At 50.4% G+C, this 17,579-nt stretch carries 19 protein-coding genes; 16 read left to right on the top strand and 3 right to left on the bottom strand.

Annotation, left to right across the window (positions count from 1 at the left end):
- Positions 1–40: 40 nt before the first annotated feature.
- Positions 41–1,285, bottom strand: a complete 1,245-nt coding sequence (locus LAT77_RS10145; protein ID WP_290564445.1) for a type II toxin-antitoxin system HipA family toxin — start codon at positions 1,283–1,285, stop codon at positions 41–43.
- Positions 1,282–1,542, bottom strand: a complete 261-nt coding sequence (locus LAT77_RS10140; protein WP_290564444.1) for a helix-turn-helix domain-containing protein — start codon at positions 1,540–1,542, stop codon at positions 1,282–1,284. Before LAT77_RS10140 ends, LAT77_RS10145 begins: the two co-directional genes overlap by 4 nt.
- Positions 1,543–1,827: 285 nt before the next feature.
- Between LAT77_RS10140 and LAT77_RS10135 the strand changes: the two genes are divergently transcribed.
- From LAT77_RS10135 to rhlP, 6 genes are all read left to right on the top strand, one after another.
- Positions 1,828–2,094 carry a DUF4212 domain-containing protein gene (locus LAT77_RS10135; RefSeq protein ID WP_126794293.1) on the top strand — a complete coding sequence of 89 codons (267 nt, stop codon included), beginning with the start codon at positions 1,828–1,830 and terminating at the stop codon, positions 2,092–2,094.
- A 3-nt stretch (positions 2,095–2,097) separates the two neighbouring features.
- Entirely contained in the window at positions 2,098–3,804 is a 1,707-nt protein-coding gene (locus LAT77_RS10130) for a sodium:solute symporter family protein (RefSeq protein WP_290564443.1), read from the top strand.
- Positions 3,805–3,944: 140 nt separating this feature from the next.
- Positions 3,945–5,786, top strand: a complete 1,842-nt coding sequence (locus tag LAT77_RS10125; protein ID WP_290564442.1) for a DUF294 nucleotidyltransferase-like domain-containing protein — start codon at positions 3,945–3,947, stop codon at positions 5,784–5,786.
- 1 nt (position 5,787) lies between these two features.
- Positions 5,788–6,408 (top strand): 3'-5' exonuclease, encoded by a 621-nt coding sequence (locus tag LAT77_RS10120; protein ID WP_290564441.1) that lies wholly within the window; start codon positions 5,788–5,790, stop codon positions 6,406–6,408.
- A gap of 121 nt (positions 6,409–6,529) precedes the next feature.
- On the top strand, positions 6,530–6,790 hold the full coding sequence (locus LAT77_RS10115) for an acyl carrier protein (RefSeq protein ID WP_290564440.1): 261 nt from the start codon (positions 6,530–6,532) through the stop codon (positions 6,788–6,790).
- Between the two features lie 35 nt (positions 6,791–6,825).
- Positions 6,826–7,674 carry a rhombotarget lipoprotein gene (rhlP, locus tag LAT77_RS10110; RefSeq protein ID WP_290564439.1) on the top strand — a complete coding sequence of 283 codons (849 nt, stop codon included), beginning with the start codon at positions 6,826–6,828 and terminating at the stop codon, positions 7,672–7,674.
- Positions 7,675–7,783: 109 nt separating this feature from the next.
- Here rhlP and rpsT read toward each other — a convergent pair whose 3' ends face one another.
- Complete coding sequence (rpsT, locus tag LAT77_RS10105) at positions 7,784–8,050, bottom strand: 30S ribosomal protein S20 (protein WP_290564438.1); 267 nt, start codon at positions 8,048–8,050, stop codon at positions 7,784–7,786.
- Between the two features lie 263 nt (positions 8,051–8,313).
- On the opposite strand from rpsT, the gene murJ reads away from it, so the two are divergent.
- The 10 genes from murJ (at position 8,314) to LAT77_RS10055 (ending at position 17,525) form a co-directional block, all read left to right on the top strand.
- On the top strand, positions 8,314–9,888 hold the full coding sequence (murJ, locus tag LAT77_RS10100; RefSeq protein WP_290564500.1) for a murein biosynthesis integral membrane protein MurJ: 1,575 nt from the start codon (positions 8,314–8,316) through the stop codon (positions 9,886–9,888).
- A gap of 40 nt (positions 9,889–9,928) precedes the next feature.
- Positions 9,929–10,954, top strand: a complete 1,026-nt coding sequence (gene ribF / locus LAT77_RS10095) for a bifunctional riboflavin kinase/FAD synthetase (protein WP_290564437.1) — start codon at positions 9,929–9,931, stop codon at positions 10,952–10,954.
- Positions 10,955–10,991: 37 nt separating this feature from the next.
- Positions 10,992–13,844, top strand: coding sequence for an isoleucine--tRNA ligase (gene ileS / locus LAT77_RS10090; protein WP_290564436.1), 2,853 nt, complete (start codon positions 10,992–10,994; stop codon positions 13,842–13,844).
- Positions 13,844–14,350 carry a signal peptidase II gene (lspA, locus tag LAT77_RS10085; RefSeq protein WP_290564435.1) on the top strand — a complete coding sequence of 169 codons (507 nt, stop codon included), beginning with the start codon at positions 13,844–13,846 and terminating at the stop codon, positions 14,348–14,350. Before ileS ends, lspA begins: the two co-directional genes overlap by 1 nt.
- Positions 14,351–14,368: 18 nt before the next feature.
- On the top strand, positions 14,369–14,830 hold the full coding sequence (gene fkpB, locus LAT77_RS10080) for an FKBP-type peptidyl-prolyl cis-trans isomerase (protein WP_290564434.1): 462 nt from the start codon (positions 14,369–14,371) through the stop codon (positions 14,828–14,830).
- Positions 14,827–15,771, top strand: coding sequence for a 4-hydroxy-3-methylbut-2-enyl diphosphate reductase (gene ispH, locus LAT77_RS10075; protein ID WP_290564433.1), 945 nt, complete (start codon positions 14,827–14,829; stop codon positions 15,769–15,771). The genes fkpB and ispH overlap by 4 nt, the downstream gene beginning before the upstream one ends.
- An 83-nt stretch (positions 15,772–15,854) precedes the next feature.
- Positions 15,855–16,346, top strand: coding sequence for a GspH/FimT family pseudopilin (locus LAT77_RS10070; RefSeq protein ID WP_290564432.1), 492 nt, complete (start codon positions 15,855–15,857; stop codon positions 16,344–16,346).
- Positions 16,340–16,819, top strand: a complete 480-nt coding sequence (locus LAT77_RS10065) for a prepilin-type N-terminal cleavage/methylation domain-containing protein (protein ID WP_290564431.1) — start codon at positions 16,340–16,342, stop codon at positions 16,817–16,819. The genes LAT77_RS10070 and LAT77_RS10065 overlap by 7 nt, the downstream gene beginning before the upstream one ends.
- Entirely contained in the window at positions 16,819–17,193 is a 375-nt protein-coding gene (locus LAT77_RS10060; protein WP_290564430.1) for a hypothetical protein, read from the top strand. The genes LAT77_RS10065 and LAT77_RS10060 overlap by 1 nt, the downstream gene beginning before the upstream one ends.
- A complete protein-coding gene (locus tag LAT77_RS10055) occupies positions 17,190–17,525 on the top strand; it encodes a type II secretion system protein J (RefSeq protein ID WP_290564429.1) in 336 nt (111 codons plus the stop codon). The genes LAT77_RS10060 and LAT77_RS10055 overlap by 4 nt, the downstream gene beginning before the upstream one ends.
- Positions 17,526–17,579 lie beyond the last annotated feature (54 nt).

The following is a 17,579-nucleotide window of genomic DNA, read 5'->3' as shown; positions in this document are numbered from 1 at the left end:
ACGGCTCACTGTGGCGTATTAGAAGACGCTCGTCAATCCGCTATTCATACTTCTTGATCCGGTCATGACGATATTTTGTCGTACCTGAAGAGGAGACCATCACCTTTGCGACCGAGTGTTCAATGGATTCACGTAAGCCCTTAAAAAGCTCAACTTCTTGTGATTGCCTGAGATAATCAAGAATGCCTTCAGCGAGTTGCTCAATGATTTCTCTGGCTTTGCGAATTCGATATCCCTTGCCTTCCGCTAAACGCAGAAGTGTTGCCATGTCTGGAAAAGATTTACTCCGGGCTAATTTTAAGGCTAGCTTATTATCGATCGTGTCGTAAATAAGCGTATGCGTGATATCGAATGGGGGCGATACATAGATATCACTCATGTCTGGCAAGTACTGCAGCGCAAAGTTCTTCAAATGCGCATCGCCATTACCAATAAGACAGTTAAAGGCAATGTATCGATACATTTTTTCGACTTCTGTTTGGCTATTGGTGTACAAAAGCGTTGCATGCAAAATTGCTTCATAGCTACCTGAGTATTTTGCGTCGGGGTCATTTGGCTTCTTCATCAGTGTGGTGAAGTCCTCGTACCCAAGTCGGTCCCCATTGCTTGACGTGTCGAATCGCTCGACCACATAAGTCTCCAAATTTTCCGCCAAATAGGTTTTCGGTGGGTTAAGTCCACACCAACGTGCTGCTTCCATACAGACAAACTCATTCACGGTAAGGAGGGGAAATTCTTCATCAAACGTTTTAACAATGATGTCGCGTTGCTCAACCGTTCGATCCGTCGCTAGCGTTTTGCTGCTCGGTACGCTCACTTTTGGCTGCACGCCCGCTAACGAGTTGCGTAAATAATATTTCTCTAGCAATTGCGGGAATAACGGCTCGGGACTGTTGTAAGACAAGATGTCTTTAAGTGCTATGGACTCAGTTACAGGTAGTTGAATCTCGCTTTGATAAGACAGCATGCCAATACCTTGATCGCCTTGTAGTGCGAGAAGATACATGTCGTTTACTTTCGCGTATCTGGCCAATTTTTCGGCAATAAATCGACGATTAAAACCTTCGGGTAGGTTCTGCGAGAAAATGGGATGCAGGTTTCCTGATGCGTAGCCATCTAATCCCTTTCTTGTCATTGTGAGCGAGATGTGATGCTCTTCTTGCGTAGGCTGAAAATGGTGGACAGCACCATGCGTGAGCAGTCCTGCTTCTATTTCGCCAACACACACTTGAATACGGGTGATTTTAGCAGGTAACTCAGGTCGCCCATTCGCAGTGCGAGTCATGATTCATCCTCCGAAAACAAGGAATCAATGTCGTCCCAGTCCGGTAAACGATGTGTCTTGCTCGACACCTCAAACTGCAAATTGACACTGTCGAGCAGGCGTTCGAAGATATCGAAAGAGCCGCTAAAGCGCCCATTTTCGATTTCAGAAATCGTTGATTTGTGAACACCCGTCAGCTCTGACAAAGCGTGTTGGGTGTATCCTAATTCCTTTCTACGCTCGCGAATTGCATTGCCGATCTCGATTCGTGTTGCCATCTTGCCACCATTAATGTTCGCTAATTGGCAAGCATTATAGCAAGAATATAAAGAGTTTGCCATATGGCGAACAATTATACGTAAATAGTGACATATTTGAGGAAAAAGACTGATTTTCAACGGTGTTGTTCCAACACAATCCACGGGTCTTCTTAACAAATAATTCACCTATTAGACTAACGTCCAATTTCCTCATTGCCATTTCTCTACGATGCTTGTTATCGACAAAAAGGTAGAACTACTCAACTAAGAGTAGCGCCAACAAACATACGTGGAGGAAATCACATGGCATTTGAATCGCAAGATCATGCCAAAGCCTACTGGAAAGAGAACCTGTCGTTGATGGTCAAGCTATTGGCTGTCTGGTTCACGGTCTCCTTTGGGTTCGGTATTATTTTGGTGGACTGGCTGAATCAGTTCTCCTTCTTCGGCTTTAAGTTGGGCTTTTGGTTTGCCCAACAAGGCGCAATTTACACCTTTATCGTGCTGATCTTTGTGTACATCGCACAAATGAACAAGCTCGATAAAAAATATAAAGTCGACGAGGAGTAAGCCATGGATATCAAAACACTGACGTTTATCGTCGTCGGCGCGACGTTTGCCCTTTATATCGGTATTGCGATATGGGCGCGCGCTGGTTCAACAACTGATTTCTACGTTGCTGGCGGTGGTGTGCCTCCAGTCGCCAACGGTATGGCCACTGCCGCTGACTGGATGTCAGCTGCATCGTTTATTTCCATGGCCGGTTTGATTTCCATGCTCGGTTATGACGGTAGTGTCTACCTGATGGGCTGGACCGGTGGTTACGTACTCCTGGCACTGTGTTTAGCACCGTACTTACGGAAATTTGGTAAGTTTACCGTGCCAGACTTTATTGGTGACCGCTATTACTCGCAAACCGCGCGAACGGTTGCCGTAATTTGTGCGATTCTGGTTTCCTTTACTTACATTGCTGGCCAAATGCGTGGCGTTGGCGTGGTCTTTAGTCGCTTCTTGGAAGTTGATATCACCACCGGCGTTCTGATTGGTATGGCCTTAGTGTATTTCTACACCTTATTGGGTGGTATGAAAGGGATTACTTATACCCAGGTGGCGCAGTACTGTGTGTTAGCCTTTGCTTACACCGTGCCAGCGGTGTTCATTTCCATGCAAATGACCGGTCACTTCCTGCCGCAAACCGGTTTCGGTGCGACCTTAGCGGACGGTTCAGGCATGTACATGCTTGAGCGTCTCGACGGCTTGTCGCAAGAGCTTGGTTTTGCTGCGTATACGGAAGGGACGAAGTCCGGCATCGATGTCTTTGCCATTACCATGGCACTGATGGTTGGTACCGCCGGTTTACCACACGTAATTATTCGTTTCTTCACGGTTCCGAAAGTGAGTGATGCACGGAAATCAGGTGGTTGGGCACTCGTCTTTATTGCAGTGGTTTACACGACGGCTCCAGCAATTGCGTCAATTACTAAAGTGAACATTCTGAACACGCTGAACGGCCCTGAGCAGCAAGGTGTCTTGTATGAAAATGCACCAAGCTGGGTGACCAACTGGGAACGTACCGGCTTAATTGAATGGAATGACCACAACGAAGACGGTCGCATGTTCTACTCGGCTGACGAGCGTAACGAAATGCGCGTTGACGCGGACATTATCGTACTGGCCAGCCCAGAAATCGCTAACTTACCGAACTGGGTTATTGCTTTGGTTGCTGCAGGTGGTGTTGCCGCTGCGTTGTCGACCTCTGCTGGCTTACTCTTGGTAATTTCGAGTTCCGTGTCCCACGACTTAATGAAACGAACATTGGCGCCGAATATCACCGACCGACAAGAGCTACTCTATGCACGAATTGCAGCGGGTGTGGCGGTTGTTATCGGTGCGTGGTTCGGTATTAATCCACCCGGATTCGTGGCGCAGGTGGTCGCCTTCGCGTTCGGTCTGGCAGCTGCCTCGTTCTTCCCAGCGATTATTATGGGTATCTTCCATAAACGCATGAATAGCGCGGGTGCAATTGCCGGTATGGTGGTGGGTGTCGTCTTTACCTTGTCGTACATCATCTACTTCCGCTTTATCAACCCAGCGGCAGATACCCCAGAGAATTGGCTGTTTGGTATCTCGCCAGAAGGGATTGGTACCGTGGGTATGATCCTGAACTTCATTGTGGCGCTGACTGTGCTGAAGTTCACCAAAGATGCACCAGAAGAGATTCAAGAGCTAGTCGAGTCGATTCGTTATCCGAAAGGTGCGGGTGAAGCCACTCACCACTAAGGTTGAGCTGGTGAAATCCTGAGTCATGGAAGCCCTATGGAGTGAGTGCCATGGGGCTTTTTTATCAGTAACATGTTGTTTTATGTGGGAACAGGCTAGACTGAAGATGATCTCGGTAGGGCCGATCAAAGGACTTAATGATGACCGCAGACAGTGTCGATATTCGCAGCTTTCTTAAACAAACACCGCCGTTTGACGGCTTAGCCGACGCTGAGCTACAACTTGCGGTCGACAAGTTACAAGCGGTGTACGTCTGTCATGATAATCGTAAGGAGATCATGCAGCCGGATGTACACCAGTTGTATCTCGTGCGTTCCGGTGCCTACGACTTGGTCGATAAGGACGGGCAACATCTCGACCGCCTCGAGCCCGGCGACCTGTTTGGTTTTCCGTCGCTGCTCACCGGTCGCAAGATTACAAATCAGTTGCAAGTCATTGCCGATGGCATTATTTGGCAGTGGCCAGAACCTGTGTTCGAACAGTTGCGCCGAAAAAACCAAGACTTTGAACGTTACTTTGTGAACGCGCACGGTCAACGTCTGCTCACAGAACAAGGGCAGAAACGCGGTGCTGATTGGAGTGAAATGCGCATCGCTGAAGTGATTCAACGCACACCCATTCAAATTCACAGCCAAGCGAGTATTCGCGAAGCAGCTCAGCTGATGTCAGCTGAACGGGTATCATGTTTGTTGGTGGTTGATGAGCAACAATTGCGCGGTATTGTGACCGATCGCGACTTGCGTAACCGGGTGGTAGCCGCGGGGCTGAATGTCGATATTGCGGTTGCGGCGGTAATGACCCCAGCGCCGCAAGTGGTGTACGGCGAGCAAAGTTTATTCGATGCACTAACGACCATGAGTCAGACGAATATCCATCACTTACCCGTGCTCGATCGCAATGACGTGCCGCTCGGCGTGATTACCAACACCGACCTCATGCAGCAGCAACGTAGCGAGCCGGTGCTCTTGATTAGCGCTTTGTTTAAAGCACCGGATCGTGCGGCATTGGTTGCCGAGGCCACAAAAATACCCGATTACTTGCGCAGTTTTGCTGGGCGGGTGAAGGACATCAGCATGATCGGTCGGCTACTGAATTCGTTAACCGACGGGATGACGCGCAAGCTCATTCGTCTCTACGAACAAGAGCATGGAAGCGCACCGGCCACGTATGTTTGGTTGGCCTTCGGCTCGCAAGCGCGGGGCGACCAAACCTTAGGTTCGGACCAAGATAATGCCTTGTTGTTTGCCGATGAAATCAGTGATGGTCAACGTGCGTGGTTTGCCGGCATGGCCAAATATGTCAATGAAGGGCTGGCGGATTGTGGGATTCGCTTGTGTCCGGGTGACATCATGGCAATGAACCCGACTTGGCAGAAAAATCAAATTGAATGGCGTGAGCAGTTTATGAAATGGATTCGCTCACCAACCCCGAAAGCCATTATGCATTCGATGATTTTCTTTGATAGTCGTCCAGTCGCGGGCAACAATGCCTTGTATCGTCGCCATCGTGACGACATTGCGAAGCTCGCGCAAAAAGACATGTTCCTTGGCAATATTGCCCGTCATATTGGTGAGTTGACTGTTCCGCTGGGCTTGTTCAATCGCTTTCGCACCAAAAGTGAGGGCGACTTTGATTATATTGATATTAAGAAGCAGGCGATTGCGATCTTGAACGATATTGTTCGCCTGTATGCACTTGCGGCCGGGCTGGTGGAGCCATCGACGCCGGGGCGCCTCGAGCAACTGAAAGGCAGCCGTTCGCTGAGTAGTAAGGACAACCAAAATTTGCTTGAAGCCTGGCAATTTCTGACGCAACTGCGCATGAATGCGCAAATGTACCGGCAAGAAGGCTCGAAAATCCCATCCAACTCGGTCGATCCAGAAGCATTATCGACCTTGCAACGACGGCAGCTGAAAGCGGCGTTTAAAGTGATTAAAGATTGCCAGCAAGGTGTGGCGTTTAAGTTTGGCCGGAATATGTAGCATGGGAACATGGTCACGTTGGCAACATCGCCGCAAGCCTTGGCAGCAGGGAAACTGGCTTGCGGTCGACATCGAAACCAATGGCTTAGATACAAAAAATGACGCCATGCTGACGTTGGCGTGGGTGCCGATTCGACCACCGGTGATTGCTGTCGATCGTCATGGTTATAAGGTTGTGCAACGCACCGAAGGTCTTTCCCAAGCAGCGGTCGTACACCAGTTATCGTCTGCAGATCTCGCAGCTGGAGAGCCGCTCGAAGGGGTGATGCGTGCGTTCATGGAGGCCGCGCAAAACTCACTTCTCGTGGCGCATAATGTTCGTTTTGACTACGAAGTGCTGCAAGTGGCATTGGCTAAATTAGGCCAGGAGCGTTGGCGGCCGGATGGACTATATTGTACGTTGCAAGCGGAACGACGACGGTTGCTGGGCTCACAACAAGAATTGCAGCAGGGCGAATTAACATTGGCGGCGTGCCGAGCACGCTACGGTTTACCAGAATTTAATGGACATCATGCTCTCAATGACGCCATCGCGTGTGCAGAACTCTTTTTGGCCCAATCTTACCGTTTTGCTTCAGGCCATCAGTCTTCAGTCGCCGCGCTACTGAAGCAAGGCCGTTAAGCCAGCGAAGATCTTTTTGCTGCAATTTCGCGCAAAATGCGTATACTCGCAACATAATCATAACAAATACAAGCGTTGAAATACTAACGGCAAAGCTGTAAAGCGGCTGTAAGAGGGCGTTGTGACCATTCGAAATCATCAAGTAGAACAACTCATTCGTGATGTCATGGACGAAGTTGCCGCAGAAACTGGCCGGGAAGAGCTAGGTGTGATCGAAGGCAATACGGTACTGACTGAAAGCGGCCTTGATTCGCTCGGTTTTGCTATACTCATTGCTCGTCTCGAACAAAAAACTGGCTATGACCCGTTTTCGCGCTTGCCAGCAGACCAAATTCCCCATACCTTTTCTGAACTCGTTGCTGTTTATCAGCGCGAACTTTAAATCGATTCAAGTGTGTTTCTAAAAGGAACCTGTGCATGCGTAATTGGCTTCTGGTCGTAGGCGGTGTGGTTGCAGTGTTTGGACTCTTTGGGTGCAGCTCGGCATTTATGAATTATAACGACGCAGCGACGTCGTCGAGTAGTTTAGTTAACTTCTTATACCCTGACGAAAAGTCACGGGAAGTACTGGAACCGACGATTCCGACCTTGTCATTGCCGCTGCGGGTCGGCGTGGCCTTTGTACCGGCGCAACGCTCGCATCGTGAGATTCCTCATGCGCAGCAAATTGCCTTGCTTGAGCAGGTGAAAGCTGAATTTGCTCAGTATGAATATATTGATCGCATTGAAGTGATTCCGAGCACTTACTTAAGTGGCGGTCAGGGTTTTACTACACTCGACCAAGTCGCGCGCTTATACAATGTTGATGTCATGGCATTGGTTTCGCATGACCAAGTGGTGAATACCTTTGATCGGAAAAGCTCGCTCTTGTATTGGACCATTGCTGGCGCGTACGTCGTCAAAGGCACCGAGAATGAAGTGCAAACATTTGTCGATACTGCCGTATTTGATGTGCGTTCGCGAACCATGTTGTTTCGTGCGCCAGGTGTTGCGACAACCGCAAATCGCACAACGTTAGTTGAAGCGAGCGCAGAGCTTAATGCGCAGCGCAGTGAAGGTTTTAGCCTTGCGGTGGAAGAAATGAACGAGAACCTTAAATTTGAATTAGCACGCTTTGAGGATCGGGTGAAGAACGAGCGCATCGCTCGAGTTGAGCGCCGCAGCGGCTATTCAGGCGCTAGTTTTGGTACGAGTTTATGGGGCGCTTGGCTTGCGTTACTTGCGGCAGTGGCGGTGCGCCAATGGCGTGTACGCGTGCGTCGGTAACGCCAGTGGTAATATAGACTTGCTTGTAACAGCGTCGACTGCAGTGACGATCAAAACGCAGATACAAAAAAACCGCCATGTGGCGGTTTTTTGTTGCAGCTTCTAGCGATTAAGCAGAAAGTGCATTGATCTGAGCATTCAAACGGCTCTTATGACGAGCAGCTTTGTTTTTATGGATCAGACCTTTGGTCGCATAGCGATCGATAACCGGAGTCAGAACAGCAAATGCCTGCTGAGCCTGAGCTTGGTCACCAGCAGCGATAGCTGCTTGAACTTTTTTAAGATAAGTGCGCATCATTGAGCGGCGGCTGGCATTGTGGCGACGGTTCTTTTCCGCCGTGATCGCGCGCTTCTTCGCAGACTTGATGTTAGCCAAGGTGAAACTCCTGATAATTCGTAAACTTGTGCCGGACTTTTTAAGGCCGAGGATCATGCCTCGTTTGCGATAAAAAGTCAAACGGATTCGATGAAATATTGTGCGCGGATATTACGGATCTTAACGGTGAAAAGCAACCATTTTGTGGTAATCTGCTAAGCAATTTATGATTCAGTGTAATTTTTACACGTTCACAACGCAGCAACAGGGACACTGTGAGCATTAATACACCCAAAAGAGAGCCGAAACCGGCCAACGAATCAGTGCCGACTGCACCACCTCCCGCTCCGCGTCTGCTGCGCTCGGGTTTAATTGTCAGTGTCATGACCTTTTTGTCGCGCATTCTTGGTTTAGTGCGCGACGTGGCTATTGCAGCCTTGGTCGGCGCGGGCGCAGCTGCGGACGTGTTTCTTTTCGCCAATAAAATTCCTAACTTTCTCCGCCGACTATTTGCTGAAGGTGCTTTTGCGCAGGCATTTGTACCGGTTTTGACCGAGTATCACCGTGGTAAGTCACTGGATGAGACTCGTTTATTATTGGCGCGAGTCGCCGGAACGCTCGGTACATTGGTAGGTGTCGTGACCCTGCTCGCGGTTATTTTTTCTCCCGTGGTCGCGGCCTTGTTTGGTATGGGCTGGTTCATGGATTGGTTGCAGGGCGGCGAGCAGGCGGATAAGTTTGAGTTGGCCAGCCTGTTATTAAAGATTACCTTTCCTTACCTATTCTTTATTACCCTCACTGCATTAGCGGGCGCTTCACTCAACGTATTGGGTCGCTTTGGGGTGGCTGCGTTTACCCCGGTCCTGTTAAACGTGTCGGTGATCGTTGCCGCGCTTTGGCTTGCCCCTATGCTCGAACGTCCCGAAATTGGTTTGGCGCTCGGCGTATTTTTTGGTGGCATCGTTCAGTTTCTTTTTCAGCTCCCGTTTCTTAAACAAGCAGGTTTGTTGGTCATGCCGAAATGGGGTTGGAACGATCCGGGCGTGGTGAAGATTCGCACCTTAATGATTCCAGCGTTATTTGGCGTGTCGGTCAGCCAAATTAATTTATTGTTAGATACCGTCATTGCTAGCTTTTTAGTCACCGGTTCGATCAGTTGGTTATATTACGCCGACCGCTTGCTCGAATTTCCGTTGGGCTTGTTCGGCATCGCCATTGCGACGGTAATTTTGCCCGCACTGTCTGCTCGCCACGTCGATCAGTCACTGGAAAAGTTTCAGCAAACACTGGATTGGGGCGTGCGCATGGTAGTGATGCTCGGATTGCCAGCCATGGCCGCATTGTTTGTGCTGGCTGAACCAATGATTTTGGTCTTGTTTGAGCGCGGCTCATTTACGCCGAATGATGCTGCGTTATCGTCCTATGCACTGATGGCATACGCGACGGGCTTGCTCAGCTTCATGTTAGTCAAAGTTTTAGCCACGGGCTTCTTCTCGCGGCAGGACACTAAACGTCCAGTGAAATATGGCATTATTGCGATGGCAGCGAATATGGTGATGAACATTGTTCTCGCCATCCCATTTGGCTACGTTGGCTTGGCTTTAGCAACCGCGTTGTCCGGTACCGTAAATGCAGCGTTATTGGGAATCGTTTTGTATCGTGAAGGTGTCTTATTGCTCAGTTCGCAAACGCGCCGCTTTATTGTCCAAGTCGCGTTGGCGACCCTAGTCATGGTGGTGGTGTTGCTGTGGTGGCTACCGGCAAGCGCAGAATGGATCGCCGCGCATTTTTGGCAACGGACACGTTGGTTGATGGCCTTGATTGTTGCGGGCGGTGTGACCTACGTATTGAGCTGGTTCTTATTTGGTGGTCGATTACGGGCGATTCGCGCCCATTAAGGATGCATGCGGATAGGGTTTACAGTATAATCGCGCGCCTATGGAATTAATTCGTGGTTTACATAATATAAAGCCGAAGCATCGCGGGTGTGTCCTTACCATCGGCAATTTTGACGGCGTACATTTGGGTCATCAAGCGGTGCTTGCGCGCGTGCGTGAGCAAGCCGCGAGTTACGGCGTGGCGTCGGCGGTGATGATTTTCGAGCCGCAACCGTTGGAGTTATTCGCACCGGAAAAGGCACCAGCTCGGTTGTGTCGCTGGCAGGACAAATTCCGGCTGTTAAGTGAGAACGGCATTGATCGCGTATTGCTGACGCAATTTAATCCGCGTTTTGCTAACCTCACGGCAGAGCAGTTTATTGAAGACGTGTTAGTGGCGAAGCTCGGTGTCAAATTGTTGGTGGTCGGTGATGACTTTCGTTTTGGCAAAGGCCGCACCGGTGACTTTAAGTTATTGCAGCGTGCGGGTGAGCATTTTGGCTTTACCGTGATTGATACCGCGAGTTATCGCACCGAAGAAATTCGCGTGTCGAGCACGGCCATCCGTAGCGCATTAGCGACCGCAGATTTTGCTGCGGCAGAACGGATGCTAGGGCGGCCATTCACCTTCAGTGGGCGGGTGCGGCATGGTGCCAAACGTGGTCGCACGATAGGCTTTCCAACGGCGAACATCGCTTTACAGCGCTTGCATTCACCCTTGCATGGCGTTTACATGGTGAACGTCGAAGCCGCGGGCAAGTTATATGGTGGCGTCGCCAATATCGGCCGCAAGCCAACGGTTGCAGGCGATAAAGAGTTGCTGGAAGTTCATATTTTTGACTTTGCAGCAACGCCAGAACTGCCCGACTTGTACGGACAAACGCTACACGTCACACCTTTAGTGTGGTTACGTGACGAAAAGAAATTTGCTGACTTTGCGGAGTTGCAAGCACAAATTAAAGAAGACGCAGCAACGGCACGTGCACTCTTCACAGCCATGCACGACGCTGCATTACATGAAACGTGTCACGAAACGATTCACGAAACGTTTCACGAATCATTAGACGATATGTCAGACAACAAATAACTCACTTGCAGTACAAAATAAAACGGACCTAAATGGCATGAGCGATTATAAACAGACCTTAAACCTGCCAGACACCGCGTTTCCAATGCGCGGTAACCTTGCGCAGCGCGAACCTGAGATGTTAAAGCAGTGGTACCAGGATGACCTCTACGGTCAAATTCGTCAGGCGCGAGCAGGCCGTGAGAAGTTTATTTTGCACGATGGCCCTCCCTACGCCAACGGTTCGATCCATATCGGTCATGCGGTCAATAAAATCATCAAAGACATGATTGTCAAAGCCAAAACCATGGGTGGTTTTGATTCACCGTACTTACCGGGCTGGGACTGTCATGGCCTACCGATCGAGTTGGTCGTTGAGAAAAAATACGGTAAGCCGGGACAAAAGCTCAGCGACGCGGAATTCCGTGCCAAGTGTCGTGAATACGCAATGACGCAAGTGGAAGGGCAACGCGAAGACTTTAAACGTTTGGGTGTGTTTGGTGACTGGGACAACCCGTATCTGACCATGAACTTTGCCCAAGAAGCGAATATTATTCGGGCGCTTGGTGCCATCATTGAACGTGGCCATTTGCAACAAGGCTTTAAGCCGGTGCATTGGTGTACCGATTGTGGTTCAGCATTGGCGGAAGCGGAAGTTGAATATAAAGACAAGACGTCGCCGGCGATTGATGTTCGTTTCCCTGTAGTCGACGAAGCTGCGCTCGTGAGCAAGTTTGAGCACCCGCAAGGTCATGCGGGGGAAGGAAAAATTAGTGTACTGATTTGGACCACGACACCGTGGACAATTCCAGCCAACCAAGCCGTCACCATTGAACCGAGTCTTGAGTATGCGCTGGTACAAATTGAAGCGGACGCAGAGCATGACATTGCTGCAGAACGCGTGATTTTGGCCAGTGACTTGGTCACTTCGGCGATGGAACGTTACGGCGTGCGCAAGTACCACAAACTTGGCTTCTGCAAAGGCGCTGATTTAGAGTTGGTGCAGTTACAGCATCCACTCTATGACCGCCAAGTACCATTAATTTTAGGCGCACATGTCACCACTGACTCCGGTACGGGTTGTGTGCATACCGCACCTGGCCATGGTGTCGACGACTTTTTGGTCGGTCAAGAGTACGGCTTAGAGGTGTACAACCCAGTCAATGACAACGGTGTCTATAAAGAAGACACCGAACTGTTTGCTGGCCAACATGTATTTAAAGCGAATACCCCGATTGTGGATGCGTTGCGCGACGCCGGCAACCTGATTCATCACGAAGCTTACGAGCATAGTTACCCGCATTGCTGGCGACACAAAACGCCAATTATTTTCCGGGCGACACCCCAGTGGTTTGTGAGCATGGACAAGCAAGGCTTGCGCGCCCGAGCACTGAGCGAAATTAAGCAGGTACGTTGGGTGCCCGAGTGGGGCGAGAACCGTATCGCTGGCATGATCGACGGCCGTCCGGACTGGTGTATTTCCCGGCAACGGACGTGGGGCGTACCGATTACATTGTTTATCCACACAGAAACGGCTGAGCCGCATCCACGTTCGCTCGAGTTACTCGAGCAAGTAGCCCAACGCGTGGAAAAGGAAGGGATCCAAGCCTGGTTTGATCTTGACGCGAAAGAGCTCTTAGGCGACGACGCCTCGTCCTACCGTAAACTGACGGATACCTTAGATGTTTGGTTCGACTCGGGGGTCACCCATTATTGTGTGTTGAAGCAAAACGAGAACTTACAATGGCCTGCAGACCTGTATTTAGAAGGTTCCGATCAGCATCGTGGTTGGTTCCAGTCGTCCTTGTTGACCGGCGTTGCGACCCAAGGTAAAGCGCCCTATAAGCAAGTGCTTACTCACGGCTTTACCGTTGACCAGCACGGTCGCAAAATGTCGAAGTCGCTCGGTAATGTGGTCTCACCACAAGACGTGATGAATAAACTCGGTGGTGACATTTTACGGTTGTGGGTTGCCAGTAACGATTACACGGCAGAAATGACCGTCTCTGACGAAATCTTGAAACGGTCTGCCGATGCGTATCGTCGTATCCGCAATACCGCGCGTTTCTTGTTAGCCAATTTGAACGGTTTTAATCCAGCCGAACATCAAGTGGCGGCAGCGGATATGGTCGAATTGGATCGTTGGATTGTCGCCCGCGCGCAGGCTTTGCAGACGGAAATCCAAGACGCTTACGACAACTATCAGTTCTTGAGTGTGGTGCAAAAACTCATGCATTTCTGCTCAATTGAACTGGGTAGTTTCTATTTGGACATCATTAAAGATCGCCAATACACCGCGAAAGCCAATAGTAACGCTCAACGCTCGTGCCAAACAGCGCTTTGGCACATCGCTGAAGCGTTAGTCCGTTGGATGACGCCGATTTGTAGCTTTACCGCGCAAGAAATTTGGCAGCAAATGCCGCAGCCGGTCTCTGGTGAGCGTAGCACCTACGTGTTCACCGCCGAGTGGTATCAAGACTGGCCGAGCGATTTAGCTGCGGGCAAAGTTAGTAACGATCAATGGCAGCAACTGATTGACGTCCGCGATGCGGTCAATGGCGCACTTGAAGCCGCACGTCGCAATGAAGTGATCGGGGGTGCACTGCAAGCGGAAGTTACCCTTTATGCCGCCCCAGAACTTGCGCAAACTTTAGCGGTACTTGAGGATGAGCTGCGCTTTGTGCTGTTAACCTCAGCGGTGACGGTTGCTGATCTTGCTGCAGCGCCGGCGACCGCAGAGAGCACAGAAATGAAACAGTTACAGGTTGTCGTTGCCCGCACCAGTCATGCGAAATGTGGTCGTTGTTGGCACCATCGTGAAGACGTTGGCGCAGTTACAGCGCATCCTGATCTGTGTGGCCGTTGCGTCACCAACGTCGATGGTGACGGTGAAGTGCGAGTGTTTGCCTAATGAGTAAGGTTACTAAACCAGAGCAGTGGCAGCAAAGTGGCTGGCACTTGTGGTGGCTTATTGTTGCTTTAGTGCTTGCTGACCAGTTCACTAAGTGGCTTGTGGTTGCCAACATGGATTTGTTTCAGCGAATTAACCTATTGCCGTTTTTCGATTTGGTCCATGTCCGGAACTATGGTGCGGCTTTTAGTTTCTTAAGTGATCAAGGTGGCTGGCAACGCTGGTTCTTTACCGTTATCGCGATAGCCATTAGCGCTGTGATTGCTTGGTTGTTGCGGCGCCAAACGCGACAAATGGTGATCGCCAACTGGTCGTTTGCTTTGATTCTTGGCGGTGCAATTGGCAATTTGGTCGACCGTATTCGTTTAGGCTATGTGGTCGATTTTCTCGATTTTTATGTTGGTAGCTATCATTGGCCAGCATTTAACGTCGCCGATAGTGCCATCGTCATTGGTGCTGGTTTAATGATTTATGAAGGTTTCTTCGGTAAATCATCAGAGTCTTAATGTAAGGTAGCTGTGAACATGAGCGAAGCTGTACAAAGTTCTCCCGTTTTAATTGGCCCAGGTAGTCACGTGGTCATGCATTTTTCCATCAAGCTTGCCGACGGCTCTGCTGCGGACAGCACGAAAGTGCATGGAAAACCTGCGCGTCTAACCATTGGCGATGGCAACCTAACGAAGAACTTTGAAGACTGCTTGCTGGGCTTGAAAGCCGGTGACAATCGTGAGTTCACGCTGGCACCCGAGGATGCCTTCGGACAACCGTTGCCAGAAAATATTTACCATATCGAACGCGTGCGTTTTTCGGGTGACACCCCCGCGGAAGTCGGTGCGATCATCGCTTTTGGCCAACCCGACGGCCGTGAAATTCCGGGAATTATCCGCGAAGTCACTGCCGACATCGTGACCGTTGACTTTAACCATCCATTGGCCGGTCAAGAAGTTACGTTTGCGGTAGAAATACTCAGTGTGGAGGCGCCATGAAAATTATCTTAGCCAATCCGCGTGGATTTTGTGCAGGTGTTGACCGCGCAATCACCATTGTCGAACAAGCCCTCGAATTGTTTTCGCCGCCGATTTACGTGCGCCATGAAGTGGTGCATAACAAACACGTGGTGGATGGTTTGCGCGAGCGCGGCGCGGTGTTTGTTGAAGAACTGCACCAAGTGCCCGACGATAGCATTGTCATTTTTAGTGCTCATGGGGTGTCGCAAGCGGTGCGTGAGAATGCCAAAAATCGTGGTTTAAAAGTGTTTGATGCGACCTGCCCACTGGTCACCAAAGTGCATATGGAAGTGACACGTGCGAGTCGCCGTCATCACGAGTGTGTCTTGATTGGTCACGCCGGACACCCGGAAGTGGAAGGTACGATGGGCCAATATAATAGTGATCAAGGTGGTATCTATTTGGTTGAATCCGTTGCTGATGTCGGTAAGTTGGCTGTGAAAGATCCAAGTAATCTTTATTACATGAGTCAAACCACACTGTCGGTGGACGATACTGCGGATATTATTGACGCGCTGAGAGAGCGTTTTCCGGAAATACACGGGCCTCGCAAAGACGATATTTGCTACGCCACGCAAAACCGCCAAGACGCAGTTCGTGATTTGACCAATGAGGTCGACGTATTGCTGGTGGTTGGCGCGCGAAATAGCTCGAACTCTAATCGCTTACGCGAGTTGGCTGAGAAAATGGGGACGCGGGCGCATCTTATTGATGACGCAAGCTGCATTGACCCTGCTTGGCTTGAAGGCGTTGAACGCGTGGGCGTAACCGCAGGGGCTTCTGCCCCGGAAATCCTTGTCCAAAACGTCGTCCGCTGGTTGCAGGCTCGCGGCAAGGACATCACCGTCGAAGAGCGTTCTGGGCGAGAAGAAAACGTGACCTTCTCCATTCCACCGGAATTGCGCGTGACCGCGATTTAAAGTTGTAGGTCATTACTGAGTTGTCTTGAGTAAATTGTCGAACCAACCTATGTTCCTAACAGCTAGGAACATAGGGGCAGCTCATGGAACGAGGATTTACATTACACGAGGTGATGCTAGTTTGTGGTATTCTCGGTTTTCTGTTGTTACTCAGTTTGCCGTCATTACAAACGTACCGGCATCGATTTCAACTGCAACAAGCCGCCGATGACTTAACCCAATTAGTCCGCTCTGCACGGTTATATGCGATAGCCAACAATCATGTGGTTTGGGTTGGTGCTGCGTATAATGGTGAGGTCTGCATGTGGTTTGATGAACAACGTCCGGCCAACTGTACGACCACCGGAAAATTAGCAAACTCACCCGCACCGCAAGTACGCGTTAATCCTGAGTTCGGGAATTTTAAAGCAACGCGCTTTTTCCCCGGTTCGGGGATGGCCGGCTTCGTCCAAGGTCGTTTTGAACTCTTTCACGAGGCGTTACCTGAAGAAAGCTTGCGCATCGTGGTTTCATCGCTAGGACGCATTCGCACTTGTGCGGTCGGTCCGCGGCAACTGCGCACCACGCCATGCTAAAGTCTCAGCGTCTAGCCGCCGGTTTCACCTTGATTGAATTGTTGGTTGCGCTCAGCATCGCTGCCGTTTCGACGTTGGCGGCTTTAACCCTCCATAGCGAACTGTGGCGCAATGCATGGCAGCAACAAGCCCAAGGCGAGTCTGAACAAGGTTTTTACGCCTTGGGACATTGGCTCTATCGGGAGTTGCGTCGACATGGGGGCGGCCACTTATGGCAGTTTGATCCGAGGTCTAGTTGCTTGTTGTTTGCTGACAACGGTGTGAGGCTGCGCAACGGCGCATTGCAATGGAAGCCCGAACACGGTGACTGCGGCAGCTCCGGCTGGCTAAATTTACACGATCCTGCACTGTTCAAAATCAATCATTTCTTTGTTGACCAGCCGACACCGGACACGCGAAAGCTCTGCCTTGAACTACTGCATTCGGGAGAGTTGCCGACGTTATGGTGTTACTCATGGAGGAGTAATGGTTAATGCTTATCTTCATTTTAGTACTGATTCAGCTGTCGTCCGTTCAACTGCTCGCGGGTCTGAATTATTCTCAGCAGAGCGTCGTGCTGCTATTCCATGACATTCGTTTAGCGCGAATTGAGCGACAACTCGACAGCTATGGCGCTTGGTTTGCGTGGCAACTAGCTCAAGGTAAGGTGCAGAATGCACCGCTGCATTCCGATTACCAAATTGATGCGCAATGGTCGGACGTTGACTGTACTGATAGCGAACAGCGATGTTGGCTGCTCGATCTGAGGCTGCGCCATACAGTTATTCCACTGCAACGGTCCACACGTTTTTTTTACCAACGTCACGTAACCGATGGCGGCGTTGCATGGCAAAGGCTCGGTGAATGAAGGCACACGGCTTTACCTTGCCAGAGGTTATGCTGGCCAGTGCGCTGTTAGCAACGACGGTCGTGTTTTTGCTGACAGTTCTTATCGAGTCGCAACGTGTTTGGCGATTTGTACAGACACAATATAAGGCGGATATGGAGATCCAGCTGTGGTTGAGCCATTGGCAGCAACAGCCACCTCAGCAGCATCAAACCGGAGAGCTAAGCGGCGGACTGCGTTGGCAAATCCTGCCGAGCGATGGCCTCTGGTCGTGGCGGGTCGACGACGTTGATGGTGAACGCATTGAGCAAGGGTGGTATACCCCTTCTGGGGCGGTGCTTGAAATTCCTTGATTTCGCGCAATTCGACGCGACTTATTCAACCGATTCGACAGCGGAAAAGGTCGC

The organism is Aliidiomarina sp., assembly GCF_022565475.1.
Taxonomy (GTDB): domain Bacteria; phylum Pseudomonadota; class Gammaproteobacteria; order Enterobacterales; family Alteromonadaceae; genus Aliidiomarina.
Note: the sequence above shows the minus strand (reverse complement) of the source record. Positions and strands in the feature narration are given on the sequence as shown.

Excerpts from the sequence above, each read along its gene's own strand:
- LAT77_RS10145 (WP_290564445.1), bottom strand. The coding sequence starts at position 1,285 with ATGACTCGCACTGCGAATGGGCGACCTGAGTTACCTGCTAAAATCACC.
- LAT77_RS10140 (WP_290564444.1), bottom strand. The coding sequence starts at position 1,542 with ATGGCAACACGAATCGAGATCGGCAATGCAATTCGCGAGCGTAGAAAG.
- LAT77_RS10135 (WP_126794293.1), top strand. The coding sequence starts at position 1,828 with ATGGCATTTGAATCGCAAGATCATGCCAAAGCCTACTGGAAAGAGAAC.
- LAT77_RS10130 (WP_290564443.1), top strand. The coding sequence starts at position 2,098 with ATGGATATCAAAACACTGACGTTTATCGTCGTCGGCGCGACGTTTGCC.
- LAT77_RS10125 (WP_290564442.1), top strand. The coding sequence starts at position 3,945 with ATGACCGCAGACAGTGTCGATATTCGCAGCTTTCTTAAACAAACACCG.
- LAT77_RS10120 (WP_290564441.1), top strand. The coding sequence starts at position 5,788 with ATGGGAACATGGTCACGTTGGCAACATCGCCGCAAGCCTTGGCAGCAG.
- rhlP (WP_290564439.1), top strand. The coding sequence starts at position 6,826 with ATGCGTAATTGGCTTCTGGTCGTAGGCGGTGTGGTTGCAGTGTTTGGA.
- ribF (WP_290564437.1), top strand. The coding sequence starts at position 9,929 with ATGGAATTAATTCGTGGTTTACATAATATAAAGCCGAAGCATCGCGGG.
- ileS (WP_290564436.1), top strand. The coding sequence starts at position 10,992 with ATGAGCGATTATAAACAGACCTTAAACCTGCCAGACACCGCGTTTCCA.
- lspA (WP_290564435.1), top strand. The coding sequence starts at position 13,844 with ATGAGTAAGGTTACTAAACCAGAGCAGTGGCAGCAAAGTGGCTGGCAC.
- fkpB (WP_290564434.1), top strand. The coding sequence starts at position 14,369 with ATGAGCGAAGCTGTACAAAGTTCTCCCGTTTTAATTGGCCCAGGTAGT.
- ispH (WP_290564433.1), top strand. The coding sequence starts at position 14,827 with ATGAAAATTATCTTAGCCAATCCGCGTGGATTTTGTGCAGGTGTTGAC.
- LAT77_RS10070 (WP_290564432.1), top strand. The coding sequence starts at position 15,855 with ATGGAACGAGGATTTACATTACACGAGGTGATGCTAGTTTGTGGTATT.
- LAT77_RS10065 (WP_290564431.1), top strand. The coding sequence starts at position 16,340 with ATGCTAAAGTCTCAGCGTCTAGCCGCCGGTTTCACCTTGATTGAATTG.
- LAT77_RS10060 (WP_290564430.1), top strand. The coding sequence starts at position 16,819 with ATGCTTATCTTCATTTTAGTACTGATTCAGCTGTCGTCCGTTCAACTG.
- LAT77_RS10055 (WP_290564429.1), top strand. The coding sequence starts at position 17,190 with ATGAAGGCACACGGCTTTACCTTGCCAGAGGTTATGCTGGCCAGTGCG.